Here is a 26,567-nt window from a genome sequence, read left to right on the forward strand (position 1 = left end):
GGCGCCGCCGGGCGCGGGGCGGCGGCGCTAGGGCCTGTTCGAAGTTCGGATCTTTAGGTGGGGCGGAGGTTTCGGATCCATGGGATCGCGCCTCGCAGGTGGAGCCCGGCCAGGTGGCTTTCCGGGGTCTCGTCGAAGCGGAAGGCCGGCCCACGCCATTCCTCGATCCGGGTGATGCAGCACTCGGCCGTGTTGCGCTCCGCGTACAACGCCTCGTCGTGGCGGACCGGACGGCCACCGCGTGAGCCCCGCTTTGTGCGATGGGCCGCCCGGTCGCTCTTTTCCGGGATGACCGCCTTGATGCCACGGTCGCGCAGGTGGGCGCGGTCGGTGAGACAGGAGCAGGCCTTGTCGGCGGCGACCGCGCCGGGACGGGTGCGGGGACGGCCGATGGGGACGCGCACCGTGATACGGGCCGGCACCGCGGTGAAGCCGGGGGCTGTCGGCTGACTCCTGTGCCTGGGCCTTGTGTCCCTTTCGCGGAGCCCCTTTTCCTCCTCGGCTGTCTTTTCCACCTCCTGCAGCGGTTGCGGATCGAGTGCCGTCCCGGCGGCGTGATGGTGCGCACGAGCCGTCGTGGAATCCACGCTGACCAGGTCGAGTCTGCCCGCCCACGGGCGGCGGCCTCGCCGATCACTGCGTGCATCAGGTTCTGGAAGACACCCGCGGTCGCCCAGGAGCGGAAGCGGTCATAGACAGTGGACCACGAGCCGTATTCGTCGGACAAATCCCGCCACGGGCTGCCGGTACGAAACCTGCACATCACGGCGTTGAACTGCCGCCGCAGGTCCGGAATCGGGCCCGGCTCGCCCAGCGGTAGATGAGGTTCGATCAGGGCTCACTTGTCATCGGTGAGGTCACCACGCGCCATGCCTTGTGCTCTACCAAGGCCGGACGGCGCCGCGCAGGCGAATATCATGATCTGAATCCCGAACAGGCCCTAGCTGAGCAGACCGATCAGTGGATCGAGGCCCGCCGCTACATGGGCCTGGACATGCAGGCTAAGGCCCGGCTACGGGTGACCTGCGGCGACACGCCGCCACGGAATCCCGTCCCGCAGACACTTACCGCTTAACCTGCAAAAGGATCATGCGGAGATCGGCTCATACACCACTCCGCTGGACGTGACCGTTCGCTCAGAACGTCTGCCCGCGGATGGGCGCAGCAGCGAACCACCAACCCCGGCGAGCACGGGCTCGACCGGGATGCGACACCAAGGAAAAGATCATGAAGCGCAGCGACTTAGGTCTAGATAGGCCATACCGGCAAGCTCCATCTGATCAGCGAGCGGCAGTTTCCAACGAAAAAAACGTCATAAGAAGAATCCGCAGAATCGGAGCCGCATCCACGACCGAAGTGCAAAACGTCGCCCGCCGTACTAGGTCTTTTTCCGCAGCTGGCCGGATATTTCCGGCCATCGCTGCGTTGATGCTCGGTACAGCGGGCAGCTTGGTTACGGCCTCCCCCGCGCAGGCCGCGCCGGGCGGAGATGCGATCATCGAGGAGACAACATTCGCGTTGGGGGGTGGTGCTCAGCGTGGTCAGGTCGTCACATGCCCGCCGGGTACTCGGGTAACCGGGGGAGGCGTCGGCACAACCGCTACGAACGTCCATTCGACAGTGCTGGTCAGCGGTCCGCTCGATGAAACGGGCACCACCGCCGCCACCGACGACGGCGACATCGCCACATCGTGGTACGCGGCTGTCTATAATCGCGGCCTACGCGAAGATCCGCCGACCATCTACAAGGTGTTCGCCCTCTGCTTGGCCAACTCCGACGCGGTCATCGAGGCCACCACGGTCACACCATCGATGACCTCTTATGGCGGCCATGGCGTTGCGACGTGCCCAGCGGGCCGTCGCCTCGTCGGCGGCGGACTCGGCACGACCTTTCCGTACGTCGATCACAGCTATCTAGCGGGCTCATCGTGGCAGATGCAGCACAGCGGCCCCCTCGACGAAACGGGCACCACCGCCGCCACCGACGACGGCGACATCGCCCGGTATTGGTATGCGTCGTGGCGGACGACGGAAGGCGGACCCCCCCGGACTGTCAAGGTGTTCGCACTCTGCTCCGCAACCTCAGACGCGGTCATCGAGGCCACCGCGTTCAATGTGCCAGCCAGTGGCAGGCGCGGCGCCGTTGCCGAGTGCCCTTCCGGGCGGCGCGTCACGGGCGGCGGAGTCGGCACACCCACTACTCCTGTCAATGACTACATACTGATCAGCGGCCCGCTCGACGCCAGCGGCACCACTGCCGGCACGAGCGATGGCGATGTCGCCCGGTACTGGTATGCGCACGCCTACAATTTCGACTCATGGAGTAGTGATCGAGTCTATAAGGTCTTCGCTTTGTGCAGCAGCTGAGCCCTCTCGTACGCGGCTGGTGAGCTTGCCCTCAGGTCGGGTCTCCTGGCAGCCGGGTGGCATCCCCTCTCCTCGCCCATCTCCACCTCGACCGAGTCATCGCCCTCACCGACATCGCGGACTGAGCGTCACTGCTGTTCGTCGGGCAGGTCCTCCACCTGGTTGACCTCGTCCCGCGGGAGGACTCCGCGCCCGTCGAGGGCGGGCGTCGCCCCGCCCTGCCCGACGCCCTCGCTGAGAAGGACCACCCCAGACGTGGCGGGGACGTTCGCGGTCGGCTTGTCGGCGTCGCCGTGGATCACGCAGTCGAACATGACCTTCCAGTGGGTGTGGTGAAGGTAGACCACATCCATCGGCTGGTGGTTGGCGTCCTCCCGGACGGCGACCAGCCATGTCCAGAACTCCTTCTCCCCGCCGCATCCGGCCGGCGTCCAGTCGACGAGGGCCGCCAGGCCGGGCCCGCCGGTGTGGCGGGGGTGGTGGAAGGGGACCACCGGATCGTCCATCAATGAGATGGTGACAGGCTTGGCGGGGTCGGCCTTCTCGCGCGACTCGTCCCCGTACCAGCAGCCCTTGCGGGTGTCGCTGTCCCGCATGCGCTGCGGCAGCTTCGTGCGCTGCCGGGCGGCGCGCGCGCCGTTCCGATAGAGCACCCAGAAGTCGGCCGACTCGACGGTCTGCACCCAGCCGATCTTCCATGCCTCGTTCCCGACGAACCTTACGGTCGCGTTGAAGTCGACCCCAAAAGAGCCGATCGCGTGGGACGGCAGTTCGGCGGCCTCGTCTCCCGACTCGCTCGACTCTGAGTCGTCCGAATCGGGCTGGTTCGCTTGGACGACCAGCCCGGACGTGAAGGCCAGGGCTAGGCTCAGCACCTGAAACCGCTGCCCGCGAGGGCCGACGACCTCTGGATACGGCACGGTGCTGCCCGCCTCCGTGCGCACGCTCTGCGGAGGCTGGAACGGCTGATCGGTCATGAGGCCCCTTCTCTTCGGCTTCGGCCCTCATGGCACCACAGCATGATCCGCGTCACAAGACCACCGCCCGGTTCTGCCGCCCTACGTCCCCGAGCTCAACCCCGTCGAACAGACCTGGGCCCATCTGAAGACCCCGCTGGCCAACCGGCCGAATAGTGGTTCAGGCACACATTCCGTGATCTCCCTGTTCGAGAAGCCCTGCAGGCGATCGCGCTGGACCGCGCAGGCGAACATCACGATCTGAATCCCGAACAGGCCCTAGTCGTCCATGGCGGCGACGATCCGCTCGGCGGTGATCGGCAGATCCCGGACCCGCACGCCGACCGCGGCGGCCACCGCGTTGCCGACGGCCGCCGCGGTGGGGCCCTGCGCCGCCTCGCCGGCGCCGACCGACGGCTCGTCCGGCCGGTCGATCACCTCGACCACGACCTCCGGCACCTCGGTGAACCGGAGGATGGGGTAGCTCTCCCAGTCGTCGCTGGTGATCCGGGTCCGGTCGAACCGCACCCGCTCCTTGAGGGTCCAGCTCACGGACTGGACCGCCCCGCCCTCGATCTGGTTCGCGACGCCGTCGGGATTGACCACGCGGCCGACGTCGACGGCGATCGTGAGCCGGCGCACGCGGACGTCGCGCACCGCCTCCACCTCGGCGACCACCGCGCAGTACGCGCCGCTGTCCTTGTACCTCGCGAAGCCGATGCCGCAGGCGACGCCGTCCTCCCCGGGCGGTCCTGGCCGTCCGGGCCAGCCGGCGGCCAGGGCCGCCCGCTCCACGACCTCCCGCGCCCGCGGGTCGGTGAGATGCGCGAGGCGGTACTCGAGCGCGTCGCGTCCGGCCGCGGCGGCGAGCTCGTCGATGAAGGACTCGATCGCGAAGACGTTGAGGTAGGCGCCCAGCGTCCGCAGCGCGGACGTGCGGATCGGCGTCGTCAGGACGCGATGCGCCCTGATGGCACGACGCGGGATCACGTATAGGGGAACGGCGTTGCGCGCGGTGCCGCCACCGCCCGCGAGTACGGGATCGGCGGACGGGGGGAGGGGGTGGGGCCGCTCCGTGTGCGCCGCGGCGAGCAGCCCCGGGGATCCCGCGTATCCCGGGCGGGCCGTGTGCCCGTAGCTCCACACGTCGTAGGTCCACGACAGGAGCCGTCCGTCCGGAGCCAGGTCCGCGCCGACGTCGGCGACCATCGCGGAACCCATGGGGCTCCAGGTCAGCTCGTCCGCCCGGCTCCACACCACGTGCACCGGCCTGCCGGGGACCGCGCGGGCGAGGAGCACGGCGTCGTAGGCGGCGTCGTCGGCGCCGTTGTGGCCGTAGGCGCCGGCGCCCTCGACATGGTGCACGGTCACGGTGGCGACGTCGATTCCGGCGGCCCGGGCGATGGCGCGGCGCAGCGGGTGGATGCCCTGGCTGTGCGACCAGACGGTGAGCCCGTCCTCGTCCCACCGGGCGGCGCCGCAGCTCGGCGCGATGGAGGCGTGGGCGATGAAGCCGCGCGTGTAGGTCGCCGACCTCGAGGTGGCCGTCGAGGCCGGCTCGTCCTCGGCCAGCTCGTCGTCACCCGCTGCGGCGGTCGCGGACCCGGCGCCGCCTTCGCGTGCCGTGGCCGTCCCGGGTCCGGCGCCGTCGTCGCGCACCACGGTCGTCTCGGTCTCCGCGCCGCGCAGCACCGCCCGCATCGACTCCTGCGGTGGCAGGGAATCCTCCTGCCGCCACCGGCAGGCGCGGCGCAGCGCGGCGGCCGCCCTCTCCGCCCCGGTCTCCGTCTCGGCAACGACGCCCAGGAAGTCTCCGTCGCGGACGACCGCGACGACCCCGGGCAGCCGTTCCACGGGAACGGGGTCGAACGCGAGCAGCCGCGCGGCCGGAGACGGCGGCCGTACGACGCGGCCGGCGAGCTGTCCGGGCAGGGAGAGGTCGTGGATGAAACGCGGCCGTCCGGTCAGCTTGTCCGGCAGGTCGACGCGGGCGGCGCTCGTGCCCACCACGGCGTGCCCGGTCACGGGCCTCGGCGAGGCGAGGCCCCGGATCTCCCGATCGAGGTCGACGCCCGCCGCCAGCTCCCAGTAGGAGGTCTTCCAGGTGCCGTCACGATCCCGCAGGACGCCGTCCGCCACGACCACCTCGTCCGCGCCGGCTCCGAACGCCGCCGCGGCCCGCTGGACGAACAGGGCGCGGGCCTCGGCGCACGCCACGCGCAGCGCCTCGGAGTCGGCGATCGACATGCTTCCCGCGGTGAGGCCCTGATCCGGTCCTGAGGCGGTGGTGGCCGGCAGGACCCGGACGCGATGCGGGGCGATCCCGAGCTCGTCGGCCGCGACCTGGCCCAGGGCGGTCAGGATGCCCTGCCCGAGCTCGACCTTGCCACTGAACACGTGGACGGTCCCGTCGTCGTGGATCGTGAGCCACTGCGACACCCGTGGGTTCGCCGCGATGCCCCGTGGCAGGGAACCGGGCGAGGTCATCGGCGGTCCTCCCTCGCGGCGCGCATCACGGCACGGATCATGCGCCGCTGGGCGCCGCAGCGGCAGAGGTTGCGGTCGAGCGCCTCGGCCACCTCCCGTTCGTCCGGCTCGGGGTTGCGGGCGAGGAGCGCGGCGGCGCTGACCAGGATTCCGGACAGGCAGTACCCGCACTGGCCGGCCTGCTCGTCGAGGAAGGCGCGCTGCAGCGGGTGGGGGGTGTCGAGGTCGCCGAGCCCCTCGACGGTGACGACGTCCTTGCCCTCGGCCGCCCAGAGGGGGGTGTCGCAGGACGGCGTCGGATGCCCGTCGAGCAGTACGAAGCACGCGCCGCACAGCCCGGCTCCGCACCCGAAGCGCGGCCCCTTGAGGCCGAGATCCTCCCGGAGGACGTGCAGAAGGCTCGTCTCCGCGTCGGCGCCGACCGAACGCCTGACCCCGTTGACGGTCATCTCATGCGTCACGTCGTCTCGGCCCCCTCTGTGAGCACTCATATGTTCCTGCAAACGATTGCCAACGATGTCCCGTAAGAATGCCACACGTCAAGGGGGCCATGCGAACGTCACTCGGTTCGGGGTCCCAGAGCCGGCGGGGGCCGGGTATGGCTTGAGGAGAATTACGTAGGTTCGGTTGTAGTCAGGTTCGGTGCGAGCCTAGCGTTGCGCACAGCGTGTCGATCTCCTCGTCGGTGTTGTAGTAGTGCACCGATGCCCGCACCACCGCAGGGAGGTTGCGTGCTCCCAGGTCGTAGCGGGCAGAGGTGATCGCTGAGACGCCGGTGTTGATGCCTGCCGTGGTGAGACGGCGGTGGACGTCGGCGGCGGGCACGCCGTCGACGGTGAAGGTGACGATTCCGCACAGGCGCCGGCCTCGGTCCTGGACGGTCACTCCGGGCAGCTGGGCGAGCTGGTGCCGGAGCCGTGTGGCCAGAGAGGTGACGCGTTCCTCGATCGCTTCGATACCCCAGTCCAGGGCGTAGCCCACCGCGACGCCGAGGCCGATCTTGGCCGCGTAGTTGGTCTCCCAGCTTTCGAACCGGCGCGCGTCGGGGCGGATGTCGTAGGTCTGTGCGTCGGTCCAGGTGGCGGCGTGCAGGTCGAGGAAGGGCGGTTCCATCGTTTCGACGAGCCGGTCGGAGACGTAGAGGAAGCCGGTGCCGCGCGGCCCGCGCAGGAACTTGCGCCCGGTGGCTGACAGCATGTCGCAGCCGATCTCCTGCACGTCGACGGGCAGTTGTCCGACGGACTGGCAGGCGTCGAGCAGGAACGGGACGCCGGCGGCGCGGGTCAGCCGGCCGACCTCGGCCGCGGGGTTGACCAGGCCGCTCTGGGTGGGGACGTGGGTGACGGCGACGAGCTTGACGTCGTCGTCCAGGCGCCGCTCCAGGTCCTCGACCGACAGCTGGCCATGCTCGTCGTCGTCGACCACCTCGATGTGGGCGCCGGTGCGGCGGGCGACCTGGAGGAAGGCGATGACGTTGCTGGCGTACTCGGCGCGGGAGGTCAGGATACGGTCGCCGGGCCCGAAGCGCATCGCGTAGAAGGCCATGTCCCAGGCGCGGGTGGCGTTTTCGACCACGGCGACCTCGTGCGGCCGGCAACCGATCAAGCGGGCGATCGACTCATAGACGGCGTTCACCTTCGGGGCCGCGGCCGTGGCGGCCTCGTAGCCGCCAAGCCGTGCCTCCAGGTGCAGGTGATCGATGACGGCGTCGAGCACCGGAGCCGGAGTAAGTGCCGCGCCGGCGTTGTTGAGATGCACGACCTCGGCGCATCCGGGGGTGTCGTGGCGGGCGCGGGTCACGTCCACTGGTATCGGCATGGCATTCCTGTTCGCGTTCGTCATGGTGAGGTGGCGGCGGGGTTCAGGGCAGTCGCGGGCCGGCGTCCCGCTGGGCGGCGAGCCAGGCCTCCACCTCCCCGGACCGCCGTGGCAGGCCGGCGGAGAGGTTGACCGCGCCCTCGGCGGTGACCAGGATGTCATCCTCCAGCCGGATGCCGACCCCGCGGAGCTCGGCCGGAACCAGGCCGTCCTCGGGCTGGAAGTACAACCCCGGTTCGACGGTCAGTACGTTGCCCTCGCTGAGTTCGCCCTCGCGGTAGCGGTCCGGGCGGGCCGCCGCACAGTCGTGCATGTCGATGCCGAGCATGTGACCGAAGCCGTGCAGCGTCCAGCGCCGGTAGAGCATGGAGGCGGGATCCATCGCCTCATCGGCACTCATCCGCAGCACGCCCAGCTCCACCAGGCCCTCGGCGAGCACACGCATGCAGGTGAGGTGGACGTCGGCGAACCTCACGCCCGGTTTGATGGCCTCCATGCCGGCCTGCTGGGAGGCGTAGACGATGTCGTAGACCTCGCGCTGGAGCGGGGAGAAGGTTCCCGAGACGGGCAGGGTGCGGGTCACGTCGGCGGTGTAGAGGTGGTTGTTCTCCACACCCATGTCCATCAGCAGCAACTGGCCGGGCACGGTGAGGCCGTCGTTGCGCTTCCAGGACAGGATCGTGGCGTGCGGGCCTGCGCAGACGATCGAGCCGTATCCGACGTCGTTGCCATCGTGGCGGGCGCGCAGGCCGAAGACGCCTTCGATGAGGCGCTCGGACACACCGCGGTCGGCCGGCACCACGCGGGCGACGTCTTCGAAGCCGCGGACGGTGGCGTCGATCGCGTCCTGCAACTGGGCGATCTCCCACTCGTCTTTGACGAGCTTCAGTTCGGAGATCGCCGCCGCGAGCTCACGGTCGCGGGTGCCTGTGGCGGGCACGGCCGCGTCGACCCGGGGGTCCAGGCCGCGCAGCACGCGGGTGCGGCCCGGCGCGCAGCGGGTCAGGACGGTGTCGAGGTCGGCGAGCGGGGCCGTGTCGATGCCCAGTTCGCCCGTTTTCTCCGCCAGAGTACGACGGCGGCCGGCCCACAGTTCGCCGTCCCTGTCACGGAAGAACTCATCGGTCTCCCGAGAGGAGCGCTGCCTGGTGTACAGGAGGGCGTCGTGGCCGTCGCCGCTCGGCCGCAGGATCAGTACGCTGTCCGGATCGTGATCGCCGGTGAGGTAGGCGAAGTCGCTTCCCGGGCGAAAGCGGTAGAGCGTGTTGTTAGCGCGTACCTTGGTCGGCCCGGTGGGGATGATGAGCGTTTCTCCGGGGAAGGCGTCGGACAGCGCCGCGCGGCGTCGCGCGTAATGGGTCACCGCCGGCTGGGGCCGCACCTCGATCGGATGGTCCAGCCACCCGGCCCGCATGAACTCCAGCAGCTTCTGCGGGAAGTCCGGGTCGTGCGAGGCCGTACGCGCGGTCGCGAACCGGCTCACTCCTTGGTCCGACATCAGTACCTCCAGTCCTGCGTACCCACCTCCGTGAGCCGCGATCAGCAAGTATGTACTATTGCCATAAGTTTGCAATAGCAAAAGATAGGCACAAATGGGCCTCCGAGGAGGAGGGGGGTGGAGAGATTTGGAACGTGGCGCACGGGCCCGTTGCGGGCCTCGGGCCCGTCGATCGTCATGGCGCTGGACCTGGTGGCGGAGATCGCCGGCGCGGGCCTGGGAAAACTGAAGCTGAACCAGATGGTGCCGCAGCGGCGGGTGGCTGAACTGGCCGCTACGGGATGGCGGTCCGTTCGGCGCAGTTGAGGAAACACCTGCCTGCGCGGCAGTCGGCGACGCTGGTGGCGACGGTGCGGCGGCTGGAGACCAAGATGATCGACGACGTCCTGGAGTTGCTGAACCTGTTGATGGTGACGGGGCTGGACCTGCGACGGATTGCAGGTCCACCCCGAGGAGTGCGCTACCGGCCCGCCCGTCAGGGTCGTTCACCGGTCACCACGACGCTCGCGCGATCGGGCGGAGCCCAACCTGATCAGCTCTGGGCAAGGCCGGCCAGGAAGCGGTCTACCAGCGCCACCTGGCGCTTCGGGGGGAACGCCGCCGGGTCGAACAGCGCCTGCACGACCACCCCGTGCGTGAAGGCGATCGCCGCGGCGGCCAGGTCGTCGCCGTCCCCGCCGGGCAGCTCGCCGCGTTCCTGCGCGACCGCGATGTGCTCGCGCAGTTTCGCCCGGATGCCCTCGTACCGTGCCGCCTGGTCCGCGCCCAGTTCCGCGTCGGCCAGCGCCACGTCCCACGAGGCGACCCAGATCCGGTTGTTCGCGGTGCCGTCGGGCGTCAGCGGCAGGATGTCGATCAGCGCGGTCCGCAACGCCGCCAGGCCGGGGGCGGGCGGCGCCTGGCGCGGCCGGCCGTGCGTGCGCTCCCCCAGGATGTCCAGCGCGTACACCACCAGGGCCCGCTTGTTCGGGAAGTAGTGCGTCAGCAACCCGGTCGAGGCGCCCATCTCGGTGGCCACCGCACGCAGCGTCAGTCCGGCGAAACCGCGCGTGGCCATCACGCGCCAGACCGCCGCGGACACGTCCTGGCGCCGGGCATCCCAGCGTTCCTTGCTCGGTGACATGGCATTAGGGTACATACCAAACATTTGTTATGTACGAGGTGAGGTCCCCGCATGTTCGCCCTGTCCCTGCCCGCAGGCCCCGGCCACGACGCGCAACTCCGACCTCTGGAACCGTGGCAGAGCACCGAGTTCTTCGAGCACATCGAGCGGGCCCGCGCCACGGTCGACCCGTGGATACCGTGGGCGGCCGCGAGCTCCGACCCGGTCGGCGCGCGGGCCACCCTCCAGCGCTACGCCGACGGCCAGGCCGCCGACACCAAGCGGCTGTACGGCATCTGGCTGGACGGCACGCTGGTCGGCGGAACCATGTTCGTCAGGTTCGACACCGAGTCGGGCATCGGGGAGATCGGCGTGTGGACGGAACCGGCGGGCCAGGGCCATGGCCTGGTCACTGCCGCGGTGCGGCACCTCGTCGACTGGGCCTTCACCGTTCGCGGCCTGCACCGGCTCGAATGGCGCACCAGCCCGGCCAACGTGCGCAGCAGCAACGTGGCCCGGCGCCTGGGCATGCGGCTCGACGGAGTCCTCCGCCAGTCCTACCCGCATCGGGGGGTACGCCACGACACGGAGGTCTGGTCGCTGCTGGCGGAGGAGTGGAAGCCGTAGCGAAGCACCCGGTCCGACCGCGACCTCGCCGGCGACTCAGCCGGCGGTCACCTCGTGCAGAGGGACGCCGGGGTCGGCGAGCCTGTCGCGATCGACGGGGCCGCCCGAGCGGATCAGCGCCTGGATCTGGTCCGTGACATCCCAGACGTTGACGTTCATGCCGGCCGTCACCCTGCCGTCATCGATCCAGAACGCGATGAACTCGCGGGAGCCGAGATCGCCCCGGACGACGACGTCGTTGTTGTGGCCGGGCGGGGTGTGGCCGGTGTACTCCATGCCGAGGTCGTACTGGTCGGTGTAGAAGTAGGGCAACCGGTCGTAGGAGGCGTCCCGCCCGAGCATGGCGCGGGCGGCGACGGCGGGCTGGTTGAGGGCGTTGGCCCAGTGCTCGACGCGGATGTGGGTGTCCAGCAGCGGATGGTAGGCGTTGGCGACGTCGCCGGCGGCGAAGATGTCGGGGTCCGAGGTGCGCAGGTCGGCGCCGACCCGTACGCCGTCCTCGACCTCCAGCCCGGCGGCGGCCGCGAGCTCGGTGTTGGGGGTCGCGCCGATGCCGACGACGACCGCGTCCGCCTCGAGGTGGGTGCCGTCCGCCAGCCGTACTCCCCGCACCTTCCCGTGCTCGCCCGTGATCTCGGAGACCTGGGTCCCCAGCCGCAGATCCACGTCGTGGTCGCGGTGCAGGTCGGCGAAGACGGACGCGATCCGGGAGCCGAGGACGCGCAGCAGCGGCTGCCTCTCGACCTCCAGGACGCTCACCCGCACCCCGGCGGCCCTGGCCGCCGCGGCGACCTCCAGGCCGATCCAGCCCGCGCCGATGATCGCGACCCGGGACACGGCGGCCAGCGTGTCGCGGATGCGCTCGCTGTCCCGCACGGTGCGCAGGTACAGCACGCCGTCCAGGTCCGCGCCCGGAACGGTCAGGCGGCGGGGCGAGGCCCCGGTGGCCAGCAGCAGCTTGTCGTAGCCGATCCTCTCGCCGCCGGACAGGGTGACCTGGTGGCCGCTCCGGTCGATGCCGGTCACCGCGGTGCCGGAACGCAGCTCGATGTCATGATCGCGATACCAGGCGTCGTCGTGGACGACGAACTTCTGGCGCCCGGTCTTTCCCTGCAGGTAGCCCTTGGACAGCGGCGGCCGCTCGTACGGCAGATCGCGCTCATCGCCGACCAGCAGGATCCGGCCGTCGAAGCCCTGATCACGCAGCGCCTCGGCGGTTTTGGCCGCGGCGAGGCCACCACCGGCGATCAGGAATGCAGCGGATGCGGACATGGCGTCAGGCTCCTGCGTCGCCGCAGGTCTTCGCTGAACACCGCGACGGCGGCGAGCGCGGCGGCATCCGTGATAACCCGGTCATTCAACGCCCTTCGTCGTCGGTCGAACAAGGTGACACGCCGGTTCCCACCGGACCGTTGGCGAACATTCTGAATATGGCCGTCACTTGTCAGTGAAATACCCTCATCGGCCGCTCACGGTAGGTCGGTACTGCTTTCGCACCCTCGGGCGAACGGCGCCTCGTGACCGCCGCGGCCGGCCGGGCACGCGAACGCCTCCACGGCGGCGATCACCGTACGGACCAGCGCTGCGCCCCGGTGCCGTTGCATTCCCAGAGCCGCACCGGTGTCCCGTTCGCGGTCCCGCTCGCCGCCACGTCGACGCACTTGCCCGACCCGGCGCCCACGATGCCGCCGTTCGCGGCGAACGTGAACCTCTGCGCCGTCCCGCCGTTGCACGTCCAGATCTGGACCTTCGTGCCGTTGGCCGTGCCGTTGCCGTTCACGTCGAGGCAGCGGTTGCCGTAGACGCGCAGTTCCCCGGCGGCGGTGCGGGTCCAGCGCTGGTTGGTCTGGCCGTGGCAGTCCCAGATGTGCACCTGCGCGCCGGCGGTGGTGCTCGCCCCCGAGACGTCCAGGCAACGGTTCGACTGAGGGTTGGACAGCGAGACGGCGGCACCGACCGGCGGGGTCCCCGGAGTGAGACTGCCGGGTACGGACTGCAGAGCGGCGAACCAGCGCGCCGACATCTTGTCGTAGCCGGCCGCGTTCGGGTGGAGACCGTCGGCGAGATCGGCGGTGGTGAACCCGGAGTGCATGTCGACCAGGTGGGTCATCGGCCCCTTCTGCGCGACGATGCCGGGGACGGCGGCGTTGAAGGCCCGTATCCGCGCCTCGAACGCCGGGTCGGCGGCCGGTGTGACCTGCGCGACGAAGAGCTCGACCGTCGGCGCGTTGGCCCGGATCTTGTCGATGAGCGCGGACAGGCGGGCCGGCGCGCCCGCGACGTCGTAGTTCTGGCCCATGTCGTTGGTGCCGATGTGCAGCAGGACGGTGCGCGGGGTGTAGTTCCGCAGCCAGCCGACGATGTTCGCGTCGATCTGGTCGATCCGCCACCCCGAGTGGCCCTCGTGGTCGTGGTCGCCGAGACCGGCGGGCCCGTTGAACCCGGAGCCGACGAAGTCGACCGTGTGCCCTCCCGAGACCATCCGCTGCCACAGGTTGACGCGGTAGCCGCCGGGGATGTTGAACCCGTCGGTGATGGAGTCACCGAGCGGCATGACCCGCACGCCGCCGTTCGACTCGGCGCGCGCCGGCGCGGCGGTGGCCGCCGTCAACCCGGCGGCGAGGGTGAGCCCGAGCACGGCGGCCCAGAACCGCCTGAAGTTCCATCGCATGGCTGGTCCTCTCGTATGCACCGTCCCGGCAGGACCTCGACAGGCCGTCGTGGAAGGGGGGGATCTGCAGAGGCAGGGGCGGGTGCGTCGTTCAGGGGGGTGGAAAGGTCCGCTGTCGGTCGGTGCCGCCGAGGCGGCCCCGGGTATCAGGGCAGGGTGCGGCCGGTCGCGTGACGGCCTGGATTCACCGGCTCGGCGGAATCCGGGATCACGGCCACGACCGCCGGGTCGGCCGCCGCGCCGACGGGCGGTACAGAATCATCGGAGGAAGGCGCCATCGTGCCATCACTGCGACTCCACAACGGAACCGGTTGCCGGGCCAGACCAAACAAAGTGCGGCGTTAGTCATCAAAGATGAATAGCTCTTCTGTGTCAATCTTGTAATAAACGCCGGTAAACGCCTCTGAAATCAGCACCGGCCAGGCCGGGTTGCCCGGACGAGCGCGTCCGAAGCGAGAGAGCCGAGCGTCGGCCTGTGGATCAGCCGCCGTGAAGGACGTCGAACTCACCGTGGGTGATCGCCAGGACTCGCACCGGCTGCCCGTGGGCGGGCACCACCGTCTCCCGCTCCTGGCGCATGCCCAGCTTCGTCATGACGCGGGCGGACGCGTGGTGGTCGACGTGGCAGATGCTGATGACCCGATCCAGGCCCGCTTCGGCGAATCCGAAACGCAGTGCCGCTCCGGCCGCCTCGGTGGCGATGCCCCGCCCCCAGAAAGGCCGTCCCAACCGCCAGCCGATCTCCACCGCAGGCAGCACCTCGGGCAAGAAGCCGGGGATCGTCAGCCCGGCCCAACCGGCCAGCTCTCCGGTCTCGCGCAGTTCCACGGCGAATATCCCGAAGCCACGCTCGTCCCACCCTCGCTCCATGGACATGAGCGCGGTCGCGGTCTGTTCCTTGGTGCGGACGGAGCCGTCACCGATGAAGCGCATGACCTCCGGATCTCCGTCGATCGCGGCCAGCGGTTCCAGATCCTCCTCACGCCAGCGGCGCAGCACCAGCCGCTCGGTTTCCAGCCTCATCGCCGATCGATCCCCCTCAGCCGGACGCCTTCGGGCATCCGATCCCCCGGACACGGCGAAGGCGCCCGAGGTCCATTTGTGCCGACAGACCTGGACACCTTCGTGAGTGCACTATATGGGGAGATCGGCGACCGGATCGGCCGCATCCGGTCCGCCGCACTCCGACAGGCAGGTCCGATGCCACTCAGCCTAAATTGATCATGGGAGCGCGATGGGGTGTACTCAAGCGGCAAGCAATGTCCTGAGTCGCACACTCACGTCCATCGCCGGATAGGGAGGTCTCGTTGAGCGATATACCTGATCTCGGTCCGATGCCCCAGCGCATCACGGTCGACACGGAGCAGGCCCGTCAGCTCATCGCCGGACAGTTTCCTCGGTGGGCGCACCTCCCGATTGAGCCCGTGGCCAACGGCGGCTGGGATAACTGGACCTTCCACCTCGGCGACGGAATGCTGATGCGTTTGCCCAGCGCATCCGAGTACGCCCTGGCGGTCGAAAAGGAACACCGGTGGCTTCCGCCGCTCGCCTCCCGGCTTCCGCTGCCCATTCCTGTCCCGCTGGCGAAGGGCGAGCCAGGTGCGGGCTACCCCTTCTCGTGGTCGATCTACCAGTGGCTCGACGGCGAGCCTGCGAGCACCGACCGGATCGCCGATCCGGTCGGATTCGCGGTCGACCTGGCCGGCTTCGTCGCGGCCCTGCAGAGCGTCGACACCGCTGACGGCCCCCGGCCGGGAAAGCACAACTGGTTCCGGGGCGCCACGCTGCGCACCTATGAGGGGCACTTCGAGAGCGCGCTGGCGAAACTGGACGGCCACGTCGACGTCCACCTGGCGCGCGAGATCTGGAAGGCCGCACTGGACGCGCGCTGGGACGGAGTGGACGGTTGGTTCCACGGTGACCTCGCCCAGGGGAATCTCCTGCTCAACGACGGGCGGTTGGCGGCTGTCATCGACTTCGGCACGTGCGGCGTCGGCGACCCGGCCTGCGACCTGGCAATCGCATGGACATCGCTGACCGCCGACGGTCGCCAGGCGTTCCGCGAGCGACTGTCCGTTGACGATGCGAGGTGGGCGCGCGGGCGCGGCTGGGCTCTCTGGAAGACGATGGTCACCTGCTCTCACGCCCTGGGCGATACCGGCGAGCCGGCGCTGAACGCACGGCGCGTCCTCACCGAGATCTTCGCCGAGTACTCGGCAGGGAGCCCTCCCGCCGCACCGGCGGCAGCAGATCGATAGGCCGACCTCGACCGGTCGTGGGAATGCCGCCGACAGCGCGGGAACACCGTTCACGTCGCCGGTCGAGCCCGCTTCAGGCACGCGTACGGCTCGGCCACGACGTTCCCGGCCCGTTGCGGCGCTCCGCTCGGCGTCACCCGAGGGCGGGGACGAAGTTGGGGCCGCTGGTGTCGAAGTCGGGCCTGTTCTCGGTGACGAACTGCTCGACGGACAGCGGGACGCGATGACCGACCTTCTCGACGTTGTCGTTCGTGCAGGCGAACACGCCGTTCCGGTAATCGACGGCGACGTTGCTCAGGTGCTGGACGAGGTGCGCGGGCAGACCGCGTTCCGTCATGGCCGAGGCGAACTCCTCGACGCTGATCGGCTCGTAGTGCACCGGGATGCCGAGCGCGCCGGACATGGCCCGGGCGATGTCATGGTGGTTCAGTTCGACCGGGCCGTGCAGGGTGTAGACCGCGCGGTCGTGCGGCTCGGGATCGAGCAGCACCGCGGCGATCACGTGGGCCTGGTCGGCCGCGGCGATCGGCGCGTGCCGGCCCTCGCCGAACGGAAGCCGCAGGTACCCCTCGCCGCCCCGCAGTTCCCACCACATCTTCAGCCACTCGGCGAAGAAGGTCGGCCGCAGGTGCGTGGTGAGCAGGTCGGTCCGGTCGAGCAGGCGCTCGCACAGCCAGTGCTCCTGGGCGGCGTTGCTGCCCGCCTCACGGCGTGCGGAGATCTGCGACATGTTGACCACGGACCGGACGCCGGCCTCGGTCGCCGCCTGCGCGAAGTAGACGGTCGCCTCGATGAGGCCCGGCAGGATCGGGTGGCACAGGTAGGCGCCGGTGACGCCCCGCAGAGCCGCGGTCACGCCGTCCAGGTCGTGAAAGTCCGAGACGACGACCTCGGCGCCGGCCTCGGCCAGCGAGCGGGAGCGCGCGTCCTCGCGGTGCACCATCGCCCGGACGCGGTGACCCCGCCGCAGCAGCAGGTCGATCGTGCCGCCCCCGGTCCTGCCGGTCGCGCCGGTGATCAGGAACAGCCTGTCGTCGTCGGTCATCTGAACACCTTTCGTGGAACTGCGAGTTGCCGTCCAGAGGGCGGGACCTCCGCGGTCGCCCGCGCCGCCGTTCACACGGCGAAGCGGCCCGGAGGTCCGGTCACTCACCCGATCGGATGCCGCGGACGAAGTCCGCCACCGCGGCGCCGATCACATCCGGACTGTCCTCTTGGACGAAGTGCCTGCCCGGCACCGTCACTTCGGTCTGGTTGGGCCAGGTCCGGCAGAATTCGCGCGGGTTGCGGATCAGGATGGCGCCGGGGTCGGCGTTGACGAACAGTTTGGGCACCGTGGACGTGGCCAGCCATCGGCCGTACTCCTCGACGATCCGCACCACGTCGGCGGGTTCGCCGTCGATCGGGAGCCGGCGCGGCCAGCTCAGCGTGGGGCGACGGCTCTCGCCCGGGGTGAGGTAGGGCGCTCGGTAGACCGCTTTCTCCTCCTCGCTCAGGTCCCGGAGGATCCCCATCGGCATCACCTGCTCGACGAACGCGTTGTCGGTGATCACCATGGATTCGCCGGCGGGGGAACGAAGAGCCTGGAAGGTCGGTCGCGCGTGCTCCTGCCAGTCGTCCCAGGTCAGGGGCGCCACAATGGCTTCCATGTAGGCGATGCCGGCGACCCGGTCCTGGTTGTGGAACGCCCAGTCGAAGCCGAGTGCCGAACCCCAGTCGTGCAGGACGAGCACGGCGTCATCGCCGATGCCGAGGTGTTCCCAGAGCGCGAACAGATGATCTCGCTGCTCCCGGTAGGAGTAGCGATCCGGGCCGGAGGAGGGCAGTTTGCCGGAGTCGCCCATCCCGACGAGGTCGCAGGCGATCAGCCGGCCCAGTCCTTCGAGGTGTGGCATGACGTTGCGCCACAGGTAGGCGCTCGAACCACGTCGTCGCGGTGTTCCGGCCGGATGAACGGAGCAGTATCCCGGAGCTCGACATGCCTGGTTCACTGACCGAACTATCCCTGGTGGCCACCGTAACACACGTCAGTTCGGTGAGTGAACTGCACTGGTGGGACCGGGACTTCTCCATCGTCGGCGGCACTGGCGGCGCGGCCGTGGGGCTGATCTTTTCGACCATCTGATCGTTGTGCGCCGTTGACGGGCCTCGGCGGAGAACGTCCGGCACCCGGTCTTCTCGCGCGACGAGATGTCGCGGCGCTACAGCGATCGGCGGCCCGGGGCCACGGGCGCGGCGAGGATCAGCGGGGCGTCGTCTCGCGTTCCGCCGCGGCGTACCCGGCGGCGTTCACCGCTCCCAGCATGATGCGTTCGGTCGCGCGGACGGCCTCCGCCCGGCTCAGGCGGCCGGCGGTGGCCTCGCGGGCCAGCGCCTCGGCGGCGCCGACGACGCCGAGCATCAGTGTCATCCCCTCGCTTGCCGGCAGGGACGCGAAACGCTCCACGGCGCGCAGGTAGAGCCCGGCGTAGCGCTCCCGCCCCTCCCTCAGCAGTTCCTCGGTGCCGGCGATCGAGGAGAGTGCCGCGGTCACCGCACCGAACTCCTTGCCGATGTGCAGTACGCAGTCGATGTACGCCTCGGCCAGGATTCGTACGGTCTCCTCCAGCGAACGCGCCCGCGCGCGCAGCGCCGTGGTCGCGGCTTCGGTCTGCTGGTCGTCGACGCGCCGGTAGAGCGCGGCCAGCAATCCCGCCCGCGTCTCGAAGTGCTCGTAGGCGACCGGCTTCGTGACGCCGGCCTCCTCGGCGACCCGGGCGAGTGTCAGCGCGTCGGCGCCCTCGGACCGGACGATCGCCATCGCCGTGTCGAGCAGTTGCAGACGTCGTTTCTCACGCGACAGCCGACGTCCGGCCACGTGTTTTCCTCCGCCCGCTGCCGACAACCTACGGAAAGTAGCTTACTTCTCCGGTCTCCGCTCCCGCCCTGCCTCTCGTTGAGCGGGGTCGCCTCCGCGGCGGCGGGCGCGGGTCTCCCGGGGGTCTTGACAAGTAACCTACCAATGGTAACTTACCAAACGTAACTTATCGTCGCCGTCCGCCTCGGGCAGGACCCTTGTGTTCCGGCAGCCCGGCGTACGGAGCGGCCGGCGCACGCCACGTCGCCCGCCTGGGCGGCGGCGTACCTCTCTTCTTCTCCCTTCGGGAACCACATGATGCATCGCATACTTGTCGTCGGCGGCTACGGGCTCGTCGGCGGATGGGCCGTCCGTCACCTGCGTGCGGCAGGGCACGACCTCGACGTGGTGATCGGCGGGCGGCGTCCCGACGAGGCCGCCGTGCCGGCTCGCGAGTCGGGAGCCCGCGTCGTGAAGTTCGACACCGGCCACGCCGAGGCCGGGCTGGCCGCGGCCGGGCCGGTCGACCTGGTCGTCTCCTTGGTGCAGGACCCGGACGACAATCTGCTGAGGGCGACGCTGCGGGCCGGATCCGCGCACCTCGGGATTGTGCGCAAGGCGGACAACGTCGGCCGTACCATGATCGCCGCGGCTGACCTGGCGCAGCGCCCAGCCATGATCATGGGGCACTGGCAGGCGGGGGTCACGACGTTCGCGACGCTGGCCGCCGCGCGGGAATTCGGCCGGGTCGAGCGCGTCGAACTGGCCGCCCTGTTCGACCGGGCCGACCCCACCGGACCGATGACCACCGGCGACAGCAGGGAGTTCTTCGACCGGGCACTCCTCCGCCGCGACGGACGTTGGGAGAACGTCGAGCCGACGGCCGACATCCGCACCGTCGACCGTGGCGGCCCGCCGGCATTCGACGCCCGGCCCATGGGTGTCCTCGACGTCCCGGCGCTGGCGGCGGTCACCGGAGCGCCGAACGTCCGCTTCGACCTGGGGGTCGGCGACTCGTGCGGCACACTCGCCGGCGGGACGGCGTCCCACGAGATCTACGCCGACCTGTGGGGCCGGGACGACCGCGACATGCCGGCGGCCCTTCGCACGGTGGTCAGCGACCCGCTGGGGCAGGCCCATCTGACCGCCCTCGGAGTGCTCATCGGCATCGAACGTGTCCTCGGCCTGGACGGAGCCCTGCCGCCGGGGGCCGGGGTGGTCCTCCCTGAAACGGCGATCGACCCGGTGCGCGCGCTGAGCCGCCTGCGCGCGTTCGGCGTCGGCATCACCACCGTCCCCCTCCCGGCGGCCCCCTCGGGCACAGCGGGCTGATCACGTCCGCGTCCGCGCCGCCATGATCGGCTCAAGGAGTCGTCGTGGTGTGTTGATCGCGTTGGACACGGGATCCCGATCGGAGTTCGCCGGATCGAACCCGGGCCCGGGTTCGATCCGGATCTCCGGGACCGGGACGGCCAAGCCGCAATCTTCGCAGCGTCCCTCGTGGTCGAGAAGGCCTCCGTCCCGATCGTGGCGCTCGGTGCGCTTCACTCCGGTGGGAGAGTAGAACGCGTCTCCCCAGCCCATCAGGGTGCGCACGACCGGCCACAGTCCGACGCCCTTGGCGGTCAGCCGGTACTCGACGCCTTTGGCCGCATCGTCGTCACGTGCGAGCACGCCTTCCTGTACGAGGAACTTCAGCCGGCTGGTCAAGACGGCGCGGGGGATCTTCAGTTGGGTGGCGAAGTCTCCGAATCGACGCACCCCCAAGAACGCGTCGCGGATGATGAGGAGCGTCCACCGCTCTCCGACGATCTCCAATGCCCGTGCCAGCGAGCAGTTGCGGTCCGTGTAGGTACTGGGGAGTGTCATGTCGCGATTCTATCTCCCCTAGTTCACTGAGTGAACTAGGGCGTGCTACGGTCTCCACCAGTTTTAGTTCAGTCAGTGAACTGAACCTGTCGAGCTTGAGAGGCCGGCCCGTGTACCAATTCCTCGTCTCCTTCACCGTCCGGCCGGAGCACCACGACGACTTCGTCCGGGTGGCCAGGAAGACCGCGCGTGACTCCCTCGCGAACGAGCCCGGCTCCCGCCGGTTCGAGGTCATCGCGGACGAGAAGAACCCGGATCTCTTCTATCTGAACGAGGTCTACGCGGACCTCGACGCATTCAACGCGCACGCCGGCGGCCCCTACTTCCAGGCGTTCTTCGCCGAAGCCGGCGCCTACGCCGAAGGCCCGACGTGGCTCATGAGGGGAAACCTCATCGACGACAGCGCCACCTGAGCCGTACCCGGCGGCGACACCGCCGAGAGGGCGAGTAGACCAGCGCCTGCCCGGAGCTGTCCGCCGTCGACATCGCATCAGGCCCGGCGCCGGGTTGATCTCACCCCCCGAACACGGCCCCGCCGGAGAGTGGGCCGCGGCCGACGGCGACCCGGAACGCCGACGGCGATACCGAACAGAATCGAGGAGCGAGACATGAGCCATGGACCACGCGAGGACGCGCGGACCTCCCAGACCCCGCCGTACGGCCCGGCCGCGGGCACGCCGCAGGCACCCGTCCTGGTCACGGGCGCCACCGGGCGGCACGGAGCGACGGGCCCGTACGTCGTGCGCCGCCTTCTGGAGGAGGGCAGGAACGTGCGGGCGCTGGTACGGCGCCTCGGCGAGCGCACGGACGAACTGGCCGCGCAGGGCGTCGAGGTCGTCGTCGGGGACCTGCACGACCGACGCAGCGTCGTCCGGGCGCTGCGCGATGTCGAGACGGCCTACTTCACCTATCCGATCGACGCCGGGGTCGTGGTGGCGGCGGCGAACTACGCCGCGGCGGTCCGCGAGTACGGCGCCCCGGTGCGGACGGTGGTCATGTCCATGGGCCCCGCGCACCCCGGGCACCCCAGCGACCGTGGGCGCGACCAGTGGCTGGCGGAGGAGGTGCTGAGCTGGGCCGGACTCGACATTCTGGTGCTCAGGATCGCCGCGGCCTTCCACGAGAACATCAGCGTCCTGCACGGCAGGTCGGCCCGCGAGCGGGGCGTGATCCGCAACTGTTTCGGGAACACCCCGGTGGCGTGGATCAACGCCGAAGACGCGGGTGAACTGGCGGTCGCGGCGCTGATGCACCCCGAGCGCTTCGACGGCCCCGTCTGCTACCCGCCGGGCGCGGAGGAAGCCGATCACGCGACCGTCGCCGCCCTGCTCGGCGAGGCGCTCGACCGGCCGGTCGAATTCGAGCCGATCGACCCCGAGACCTGGCGCCAAGAGCTGGTCGAGCTTGCCGCCATCGACACCACCGGCGTGGTCAACCCCGACATGGCGGGCCACATCACCGCCGTCGCGGCCTACATCGCCGGACGCGGCCCCACCCGGCCGGCCGACCGGGACGAACTGCGCCGCCTGATCGGTCGCGAGCCCACGACCTTGCGAAGCTTCCTCCTCGCCGGCCCGGCGACGGCCGGCTGAGGGATGGATCCAACGCGAGAAGGGCTCCATCCGGTGCCCTTCTCTCAGAGGTCAGACGTTTCACCGATGAGGTGTCGCTCGCCGCATGACCGCCGGTGCCGTCGCGGTTCTCACATCAAAATCTGTCATGCCGGCCGGGACGCCCGCATCCACAGATGCCACGGAACACGGTGAGAAGTGCCGTCGGCTCGGAGAGCGACCGGTTCACGGAGTGCCTCGATGAGCAGGCCGGCGGTCTCCAGGGCGGTGGTGTAGTCGCTCAGTGGCTGGTCCCAGCCGCTGAACACCATGGGCAGGCCGTCGCGCTCGACCTCCTGCCTGAACCGTCGGCGTTCGAAATAGGAGCCGTCGAGTACGAACGTCTCACCGTCGAATCTGCCGGTGTTGGTGATCGGATGGGTGATGGCCAGCACCAGGCGGCCGCCGGGGGCCAGGACCCTGGCGGCCTCGCGTACCGAGCCGGACAGGTCGTCCACGTCCATCAGGACATTGTAGGCGACGACGAGGTCGAAGGCGCCGTCGTCGAACGGCAGGTCGGCGGCGTCGGCCACCATGTACCGTCCGTCCGGGTGTGCCTCGCGTGCCGCCTCCACGAGGACCGGTGAGATGTCCACCCCGGTAACCCGGTGCCCCAGCTCCGACAGATCCCGGGAGACCCGGCCCTCGCCGCAGCCGAGGTCGAGCGTGGCCACCGCGGGCGGGGGCACCAGTTCCAGGAACCGTGAGCGGTAACCCCAGTAGGAGTCGAAGCCGGGCCTGCGCGCCCAGGCGATCCAGTTGCGCGCCTGTTGCTCCCAGTCCTGTTCGGGTTTGGCCGTGATGTCCTCCGTCATGCTCGTGATCCTAGGTGCCGGTGAACCGCTCACGTGGTGTTGATCCCGCTGACGGCGGGACCCGCGCGGCGACGTGGTGGTCGGTGAGTTGGCAGGTCACCGTCTCCGCGGGCCGGGTAACCGGCGGCGGAGCCGATCGGCCCCCGAAGGGACGAGCCGTTCGCGGCCGGCCGGGAAAAGGAAGTGCGTGCCGATAAGACCTTTGGAAGGATTGCCGCGCTTCATGCCATTCGAAAGGAACGACTGTGGCTCGTGCCATCACTTTGATCCGCTCCGCCTCCCTGTCCGGCGTCGCCGAGTACGCCTACGCGGCCACGGCGCCCGCCGAATCGCGGCTGATCTTCCTTGCCGGGGCGTGTCCATTGAACGAGGACGGATCCACGGCGGCGGTCGGAGACTACGCGGGCCAGGCGGCGAAAGCCGTCGAGAACATGCGAATCGCTCTCGCCGAGGCCGGCGCGTCACTGCAGGACGTCATCAGCACAAGGGTTCTCGTCGCGTCGTCGCGGCAGGAGGACCTGGTGACTGCCTGGGAGGTGGTCCGGGACTCGTTCGGTGACCACGACGTTCCCAGCACCTTGATGGGCGTCACCGTGCTCGGATACAGCGACCAGCTTGTCGAGATCGAAGCCGTCGCTGCCGTGCTCGACGCCTGAAAGCCGTAGAGGACGGGGGAAATGGGTCCGGCCGGGCGATGGCCCGGCCGGAACTCACTTGTCGTTGATCAGGGACAGGGGATCAGCCCACGACCGAACGCAGCGGGATGCCGGTGCTGTCCAGTTCATGGACCAGTTCGCGGAGGAACGGGTGCTCTTCCGACGTCAGGCCCTCGGGGTTGGGGATGGTGACGTAGGTCGAACCGTCGGCCTTGGCCGAGGTCGCCGTGTCGGTGTACTTCCGGACCACGGCCTCAGTCCGCGCCTGGTCGGCGTCGGCGACCTGGATGGTGATGGGACGCCACTCGCCGCCGAGGTTGGCCGGCTCCTCGGCCTTCTGCGCCGCGGCACGGAGAGCGTCCACGTTGGTCGGCGGTGCCAGCGTCCGCTGCTGCGCCGAGGCGGTCGCGCCCGCCGGGTAGAGCAGCGCGTTCGCGACCAGGTGGAGGCCGTTGTCGTTGTAGGCGCGGAACAGCGGGTTGTAGGCGAAGAGCACCGCGTGACCCGCGCCGGTCGGCTCGTCGACCAGTGCCGTCGTGCCCATGAGGGCGTCGGACTTCACGGTGTAGCCGTTGGCCCAGAAGGTGTCGTCCGACGGGTAGGTGAGGATGTTCGTACCCGTCTGGGTCGGGTTCAGGATCGGGTCGCCGTTGTTGAACTGGAAGTCCTCAGCCGGACGGCCGATTCCCACCGGGTTCTCATTGGCCACGTCCACGCGGAAGTGCGAGCCGACGACCTGGTAGCCGGTCGGCTTGGCCTTCTCCGTGGTGGAGGTCAGACCCGCGGCGCGCGCGACCCGGGTGCCCTCGTTCCGCAGTCCGATGTACGTGCCGCCCGCGGACACCCAGGCCTTGAGGTTCGCCAGGCCCTGCGCGTCCAGGCCACCGTTCGAGCTGCTGCCGTCCGGGACGATCAGCGCGGTGCGCTCGGTGAACGCCGGGGTGTTGCCGTTGATGTCGGCGGTCGTCACCGGCTTGAGGTCGAGACCCCACTGGCTGCCGAGCACGTAGCGTGCCTCGCCGTGCGACCCGGAGGTCGTCGAGATGCCGGTGCCGGCGAACAGGCCGGTGTCGGGCAGGCTAAGCGCGGTGCCGGAGGCCGGCCTGGAGCTGCCCTTGACGGTGACGCCGAGCGATCCGGCCAGCTTGTCCAGGTCGTTCCGCTTCACGGCCTTGGCGGAAATGCCGACCACGCCGGTCTTGAGGTCACGCGAGAGCGGCACACCCGAGCTGAGAAGCTTGAACGTGAGCTCCGACGCGGCGGCAGAGTCCAGCGGGTAGGAGTACGAGCCCCTCGACGAGGCCGACGAGTCGACGCCGCCGTCCAGGCTCTTCACCCGGTCGGTCTTCGGCGACAGCTTGTCACCCGTGTAGACGGCGTTGATGCCCATCAGCAGCGGGTTGCTCCACGAGGAGACGTCGTAGAAGTACGGGAAGGGCGCGTAGGGGTTCTCCCCGATCAGCGCCTGGATCCAGTGCTTCTGCGGCTGGTCCATCGGGATCCAGTACGCGCCCTCGGGAACCCTGAGGTTCTTGGCGCTGCGGCCGCCGAAGATCTGGGCGTTGGGCACGGTGAGCGCCTTCTCGACCTCGTAGACCTCGACGTCCATGTTGCGCAGGCGCTCGACCAGCTTGCGGACGTCGCCGACCTGGCGGTCGGGCAGCAGGAAGTACGACCGGATCTTGATGTCGGGAACCGGGAACTGGACGGTGTTGGTCGGCTGCACGACCTCGTTGGGTTCGAGTGCGCCGGCGGCGCCCTCGGCGAGCGCGGTCTGCCAGACCTTGTAGTAGCCGTCCAGGACCTCGCGCTTGTTGTCAGCCGCCCAGCCGGTGGTCGCCCACTGCGTGTTGAACTGCTGCTGCACGCGGTCCTCGACCGAGGAGGAGCTGCCCTTCTCGAAGGTCATGCCGGCCGCGCCGAACCCGGTGGACGGCACCGTGTCGCCGTACCCCATGTAGAACAGGTCGTACCGCGCGTAGTTGAAGTAGCACTCCTCGACGACCTCGCCGGCGCAGGCGCCGTTGAAGCCGAAGGCCGCCTTGTTGGCCTCACCGATGCGGTTGATCCAGTCCACCGGCTGATCGGCGATCTCGTGGTGGATCGGGTCGGCGTTCGGCGGGAAGAAGTACTGGCGCCCGCCCATCTCGTGCGCGTCGACGAAGATCTGCGGCGGGTAGTTCCGCAGCATCTCGATCTTGCCGTCGGTCTCCGGCTGGGTGCGGGCGAACCAGTCCCGGTTGAGGTCGAAGCCGTAGTCGTTCTGCCGGATGTTCGCGTCGCGGCCATCGGGGTTCTGGGTCGGCACGATGATCGTGACGGTGTTGTCGTTGCGCTTCTTCACGTCGCAGGACAGGCCACCGGCCAGCTCGTACAGAGTCTTGAGCGAGGCGTCGGCGCCGCTCGTCTCGCCGCCGTGGACGTTGCCCGCCACCCACACGATGGCCGGGGTGTCCTTGGCGATGCGCGCGGCCTTGTCCGGCCGAAGCGACCGCGGGTCGCGCAGCGACTGGATCTGCTCGGCGATCTTCTTCAGCTCTTTCGGCGCCACGTGCTCCTTGTCGGACACGATGGCGTAGGGCAGTTCCTGGCCGGAGACGCTGTGCGCCATCGTGCCGGTGATCACGCGGTCGGACGCGCTCCCCACGGCGGAGACGTACTTCCTGATCTCGTCAGAGGTGACAACCCGGCTCTGGCCCTTGCCGAGGGGGAAACCGAAGAACTTCTCAGGGCTCGGTACGGAGCTCAGGTGGGCGTCAGGGTCCGTGCTGCATTGCGTGTGGTCGCGATCGGGGCGCGAGTGACCGGCCGGATCCGCGTTCGCGGCCTGGCTCAACGGCAACATGAGCGCGGTCAACGCGACGGCCGCGGCTCCGGCCATCTTTATGTATGCGGGTTTTCCGCGCCTCGCTGTGCTGGGCGGCATGTCGACTCCTCAAGGGGGCATGGACGGCCCACTCCTTGCCCGGAGCAGGACCGTCCTTGGAAACGACGCCA

General features: G+C 69.6%; 24 protein-coding genes and 2 pseudogenes. 10 read left to right on the plus strand and 16 right to left on the minus strand.

What is annotated here, in order from left to right; all coding sequences use genetic code 11:
- Positions 1-53: 53 nt before the first annotated feature.
- Positions 54-835, minus strand: a pseudogene (locus tag J2853_RS08150) (IS5 family transposase).
- 105 nt (positions 836-940) lie between these two features.
- Here J2853_RS08150 and J2853_RS48120 point away from each other — a divergent pair.
- Both J2853_RS48120 and J2853_RS08155 read left to right on the plus strand, forming a co-directional pair.
- Positions 941-1,075: pseudogene (locus J2853_RS48120) on the plus strand (IS256 family transposase); the annotation flags it as partial.
- Between the two features lie 152 nt (positions 1,076-1,227).
- Positions 1,228-2,367 (plus strand): hypothetical protein, encoded by a 1,140-nt coding sequence (locus tag J2853_RS08155; protein ID WP_307556357.1) that lies wholly within the window; start codon positions 1,228-1,230, stop codon positions 2,365-2,367.
- Positions 2,368-2,495: 128 nt separating this feature from the next.
- Here the strand turns inward: J2853_RS08155 and J2853_RS08160 are convergent, their stop codons facing one another.
- The 5 genes from J2853_RS08160 to J2853_RS08180 all read right to left on the minus strand — a co-directional run bounded on the left by J2853_RS08160 (position 2,496) and on the right by J2853_RS08180 (position 9,126).
- Positions 2,496-3,344, minus strand: a complete 849-nt coding sequence (locus J2853_RS08160; RefSeq protein WP_307556358.1) for a hypothetical protein — start codon at positions 3,342-3,344, stop codon at positions 2,496-2,498.
- A 258-nt stretch (positions 3,345-3,602) separates the two neighbouring features.
- Positions 3,603-5,810: a molybdopterin cofactor-binding domain-containing protein gene (locus tag J2853_RS08165; protein ID WP_307556359.1), complete on the minus strand. Its 2,208-nt coding sequence runs from the start codon at positions 5,808-5,810 to the stop codon at positions 3,603-3,605.
- On the minus strand, positions 5,807-6,271 hold the full coding sequence (locus J2853_RS08170; protein WP_307556360.1) for a (2Fe-2S)-binding protein: 465 nt from the start codon (positions 6,269-6,271) through the stop codon (positions 5,807-5,809). The genes J2853_RS08165 and J2853_RS08170 overlap by 4 nt, the downstream gene beginning before the upstream one ends.
- Positions 6,272-6,443: 172 nt before the next feature.
- Positions 6,444-7,628 (minus strand): aminotransferase class V-fold PLP-dependent enzyme, encoded by a 1,185-nt coding sequence (locus J2853_RS08175; protein ID WP_307556361.1) that lies wholly within the window; start codon positions 7,626-7,628, stop codon positions 6,444-6,446.
- Between the two features lie 43 nt (positions 7,629-7,671).
- A complete protein-coding gene (locus J2853_RS08180) occupies positions 7,672-9,126 on the minus strand; it encodes an aminopeptidase P family protein (RefSeq protein ID WP_307556362.1) in 1,455 nt (484 codons plus the stop codon).
- Between the two features lie 117 nt (positions 9,127-9,243).
- Here J2853_RS08180 and J2853_RS08185 point away from each other — a divergent pair, with 117 nt between their 5' ends.
- Entirely contained in the window at positions 9,244-9,432 is a 189-nt protein-coding gene (locus tag J2853_RS08185; protein ID WP_307556363.1) for a hypothetical protein, read from the plus strand.
- A gap of 226 nt (positions 9,433-9,658) precedes the next feature.
- Here J2853_RS08185 and J2853_RS08190 read toward each other — a convergent pair whose 3' ends face one another.
- Entirely contained in the window at positions 9,659-10,249 is a 591-nt protein-coding gene (locus J2853_RS08190) for a TetR/AcrR family transcriptional regulator (RefSeq protein ID WP_307556364.1), read from the minus strand.
- A gap of 51 nt (positions 10,250-10,300) precedes the next feature.
- Between J2853_RS08190 and J2853_RS08195 the strand changes: the two genes are divergently transcribed.
- Positions 10,301-10,855 (plus strand): GNAT family N-acetyltransferase, encoded by a 555-nt coding sequence (locus tag J2853_RS08195; protein WP_307556365.1) that lies wholly within the window; start codon positions 10,301-10,303, stop codon positions 10,853-10,855.
- A gap of 36 nt (positions 10,856-10,891) precedes the next feature.
- Here the strand turns inward: J2853_RS08195 and J2853_RS08200 are convergent, their stop codons facing one another.
- The 3 genes from J2853_RS08200 to J2853_RS08210 form a co-directional block, all read right to left on the minus strand.
- Positions 10,892-12,127, minus strand: coding sequence for an NAD(P)/FAD-dependent oxidoreductase (locus tag J2853_RS08200; RefSeq protein ID WP_307556366.1), 1,236 nt, complete (start codon positions 12,125-12,127; stop codon positions 10,892-10,894).
- A gap of 292 nt (positions 12,128-12,419) precedes the next feature.
- Positions 12,420-13,526, minus strand: coding sequence for an RICIN domain-containing protein (locus tag J2853_RS08205; RefSeq protein WP_307556367.1), 1,107 nt, complete (start codon positions 13,524-13,526; stop codon positions 12,420-12,422).
- A gap of 480 nt (positions 13,527-14,006) precedes the next feature.
- Positions 14,007-14,549 carry a GNAT family N-acetyltransferase gene (locus J2853_RS08210; RefSeq protein ID WP_307556368.1) on the minus strand — a complete coding sequence of 181 codons (543 nt, stop codon included), beginning with the start codon at positions 14,547-14,549 and terminating at the stop codon, positions 14,007-14,009.
- A gap of 284 nt (positions 14,550-14,833) precedes the next feature.
- Between J2853_RS08210 and J2853_RS08215 the strand changes: the two genes are divergently transcribed.
- On the plus strand, positions 14,834-15,784 hold the full coding sequence (locus tag J2853_RS08215) for an aminoglycoside phosphotransferase family protein (protein WP_307556369.1): 951 nt from the start codon (positions 14,834-14,836) through the stop codon (positions 15,782-15,784).
- A 133-nt stretch (positions 15,785-15,917) separates the two neighbouring features.
- Here J2853_RS08215 and J2853_RS08220 read toward each other — a convergent pair whose 3' ends face one another.
- Both J2853_RS08220 and J2853_RS08225 read right to left on the minus strand, forming a co-directional pair.
- Entirely contained in the window at positions 15,918-16,829 is a 912-nt protein-coding gene (locus J2853_RS08220) for an NmrA family NAD(P)-binding protein (RefSeq protein ID WP_307556370.1), read from the minus strand.
- Positions 16,830-16,929: 100 nt separating this feature from the next.
- Positions 16,930-17,808 carry a haloalkane dehalogenase gene (locus J2853_RS08225; protein WP_307556371.1) on the minus strand — a complete coding sequence of 293 codons (879 nt, stop codon included), beginning with the start codon at positions 17,806-17,808 and terminating at the stop codon, positions 16,930-16,932.
- Here J2853_RS08225 and J2853_RS08230 point away from each other — a divergent pair.
- A complete protein-coding gene (locus J2853_RS08230) occupies positions 17,763-17,909 on the plus strand; it encodes a hypothetical protein (RefSeq protein ID WP_307569046.1) in 147 nt (48 codons plus the stop codon). The two genes, J2853_RS08225 and J2853_RS08230, sit on opposite strands and share 46 nt — an antisense overlap.
- Positions 17,910-18,026: 117 nt before the next feature.
- Here the strand turns inward: J2853_RS08230 and J2853_RS08235 are convergent, their stop codons facing one another.
- Positions 18,027-18,641 carry a TetR/AcrR family transcriptional regulator gene (locus J2853_RS08235; protein ID WP_307556372.1) on the minus strand — a complete coding sequence of 205 codons (615 nt, stop codon included), beginning with the start codon at positions 18,639-18,641 and terminating at the stop codon, positions 18,027-18,029.
- A gap of 297 nt (positions 18,642-18,938) precedes the next feature.
- Here J2853_RS08235 and J2853_RS08240 point away from each other — a divergent pair, with 297 nt between their 5' ends.
- Entirely contained in the window at positions 18,939-19,952 is a 1,014-nt protein-coding gene (locus J2853_RS08240) for a saccharopine dehydrogenase family protein (protein WP_307556373.1), read from the plus strand.
- Here the strand turns inward: J2853_RS08240 and J2853_RS08245 are convergent, their stop codons facing one another.
- On the minus strand, positions 19,953-20,489 hold the full coding sequence (locus J2853_RS08245) for a winged helix-turn-helix transcriptional regulator (RefSeq protein WP_307556374.1): 537 nt from the start codon (positions 20,487-20,489) through the stop codon (positions 19,953-19,955).
- Positions 20,490-20,599: 110 nt separating this feature from the next.
- Between J2853_RS08245 and J2853_RS08250 the strand changes: the two genes are divergently transcribed.
- Positions 20,600-20,902 (plus strand): putative quinol monooxygenase, encoded by a 303-nt coding sequence (locus J2853_RS08250; RefSeq protein ID WP_307556375.1) that lies wholly within the window; start codon positions 20,600-20,602, stop codon positions 20,900-20,902.
- A 195-nt stretch (positions 20,903-21,097) separates the two neighbouring features.
- Positions 21,098-22,081 carry an NmrA family NAD(P)-binding protein gene (locus J2853_RS08255; RefSeq protein WP_307556376.1) on the plus strand — a complete coding sequence of 328 codons (984 nt, stop codon included), beginning with the start codon at positions 21,098-21,100 and terminating at the stop codon, positions 22,079-22,081.
- 125 nt (positions 22,082-22,206) lie between these two features.
- On the opposite strand, the gene J2853_RS08260 is transcribed toward J2853_RS08255, so the two are convergent.
- Positions 22,207-22,914: a class I SAM-dependent methyltransferase gene (locus tag J2853_RS08260; RefSeq protein WP_307556377.1), complete on the minus strand. Its 708-nt coding sequence runs from the start codon at positions 22,912-22,914 to the stop codon at positions 22,207-22,209.
- A gap of 245 nt (positions 22,915-23,159) precedes the next feature.
- On the opposite strand from J2853_RS08260, the gene J2853_RS08265 reads away from it, so the two are divergent.
- Positions 23,160-23,570 (plus strand): RidA family protein, encoded by a 411-nt coding sequence (locus J2853_RS08265; RefSeq protein WP_307556378.1) that lies wholly within the window; start codon positions 23,160-23,162, stop codon positions 23,568-23,570.
- Between the two features lie 82 nt (positions 23,571-23,652).
- Here the strand turns inward: J2853_RS08265 and J2853_RS08270 are convergent, their stop codons facing one another.
- The gene (locus J2853_RS08270; RefSeq protein ID WP_307556379.1) at positions 23,653-26,496 is read right to left on the minus strand and encodes a M14 family zinc carboxypeptidase; all 2,844 of its coding nucleotides are present in this window, start codon (positions 26,494-26,496) and stop codon (positions 23,653-23,655) included.
- Positions 26,497-26,567: the final 71 nt, after the last annotated feature.

Source organism: Streptosporangium lutulentum (assembly GCF_030811455.1).
GTDB classification, from domain to species: domain Bacteria; phylum Actinomycetota; class Actinomycetes; order Streptosporangiales; family Streptosporangiaceae; genus Streptosporangium; species Streptosporangium lutulentum.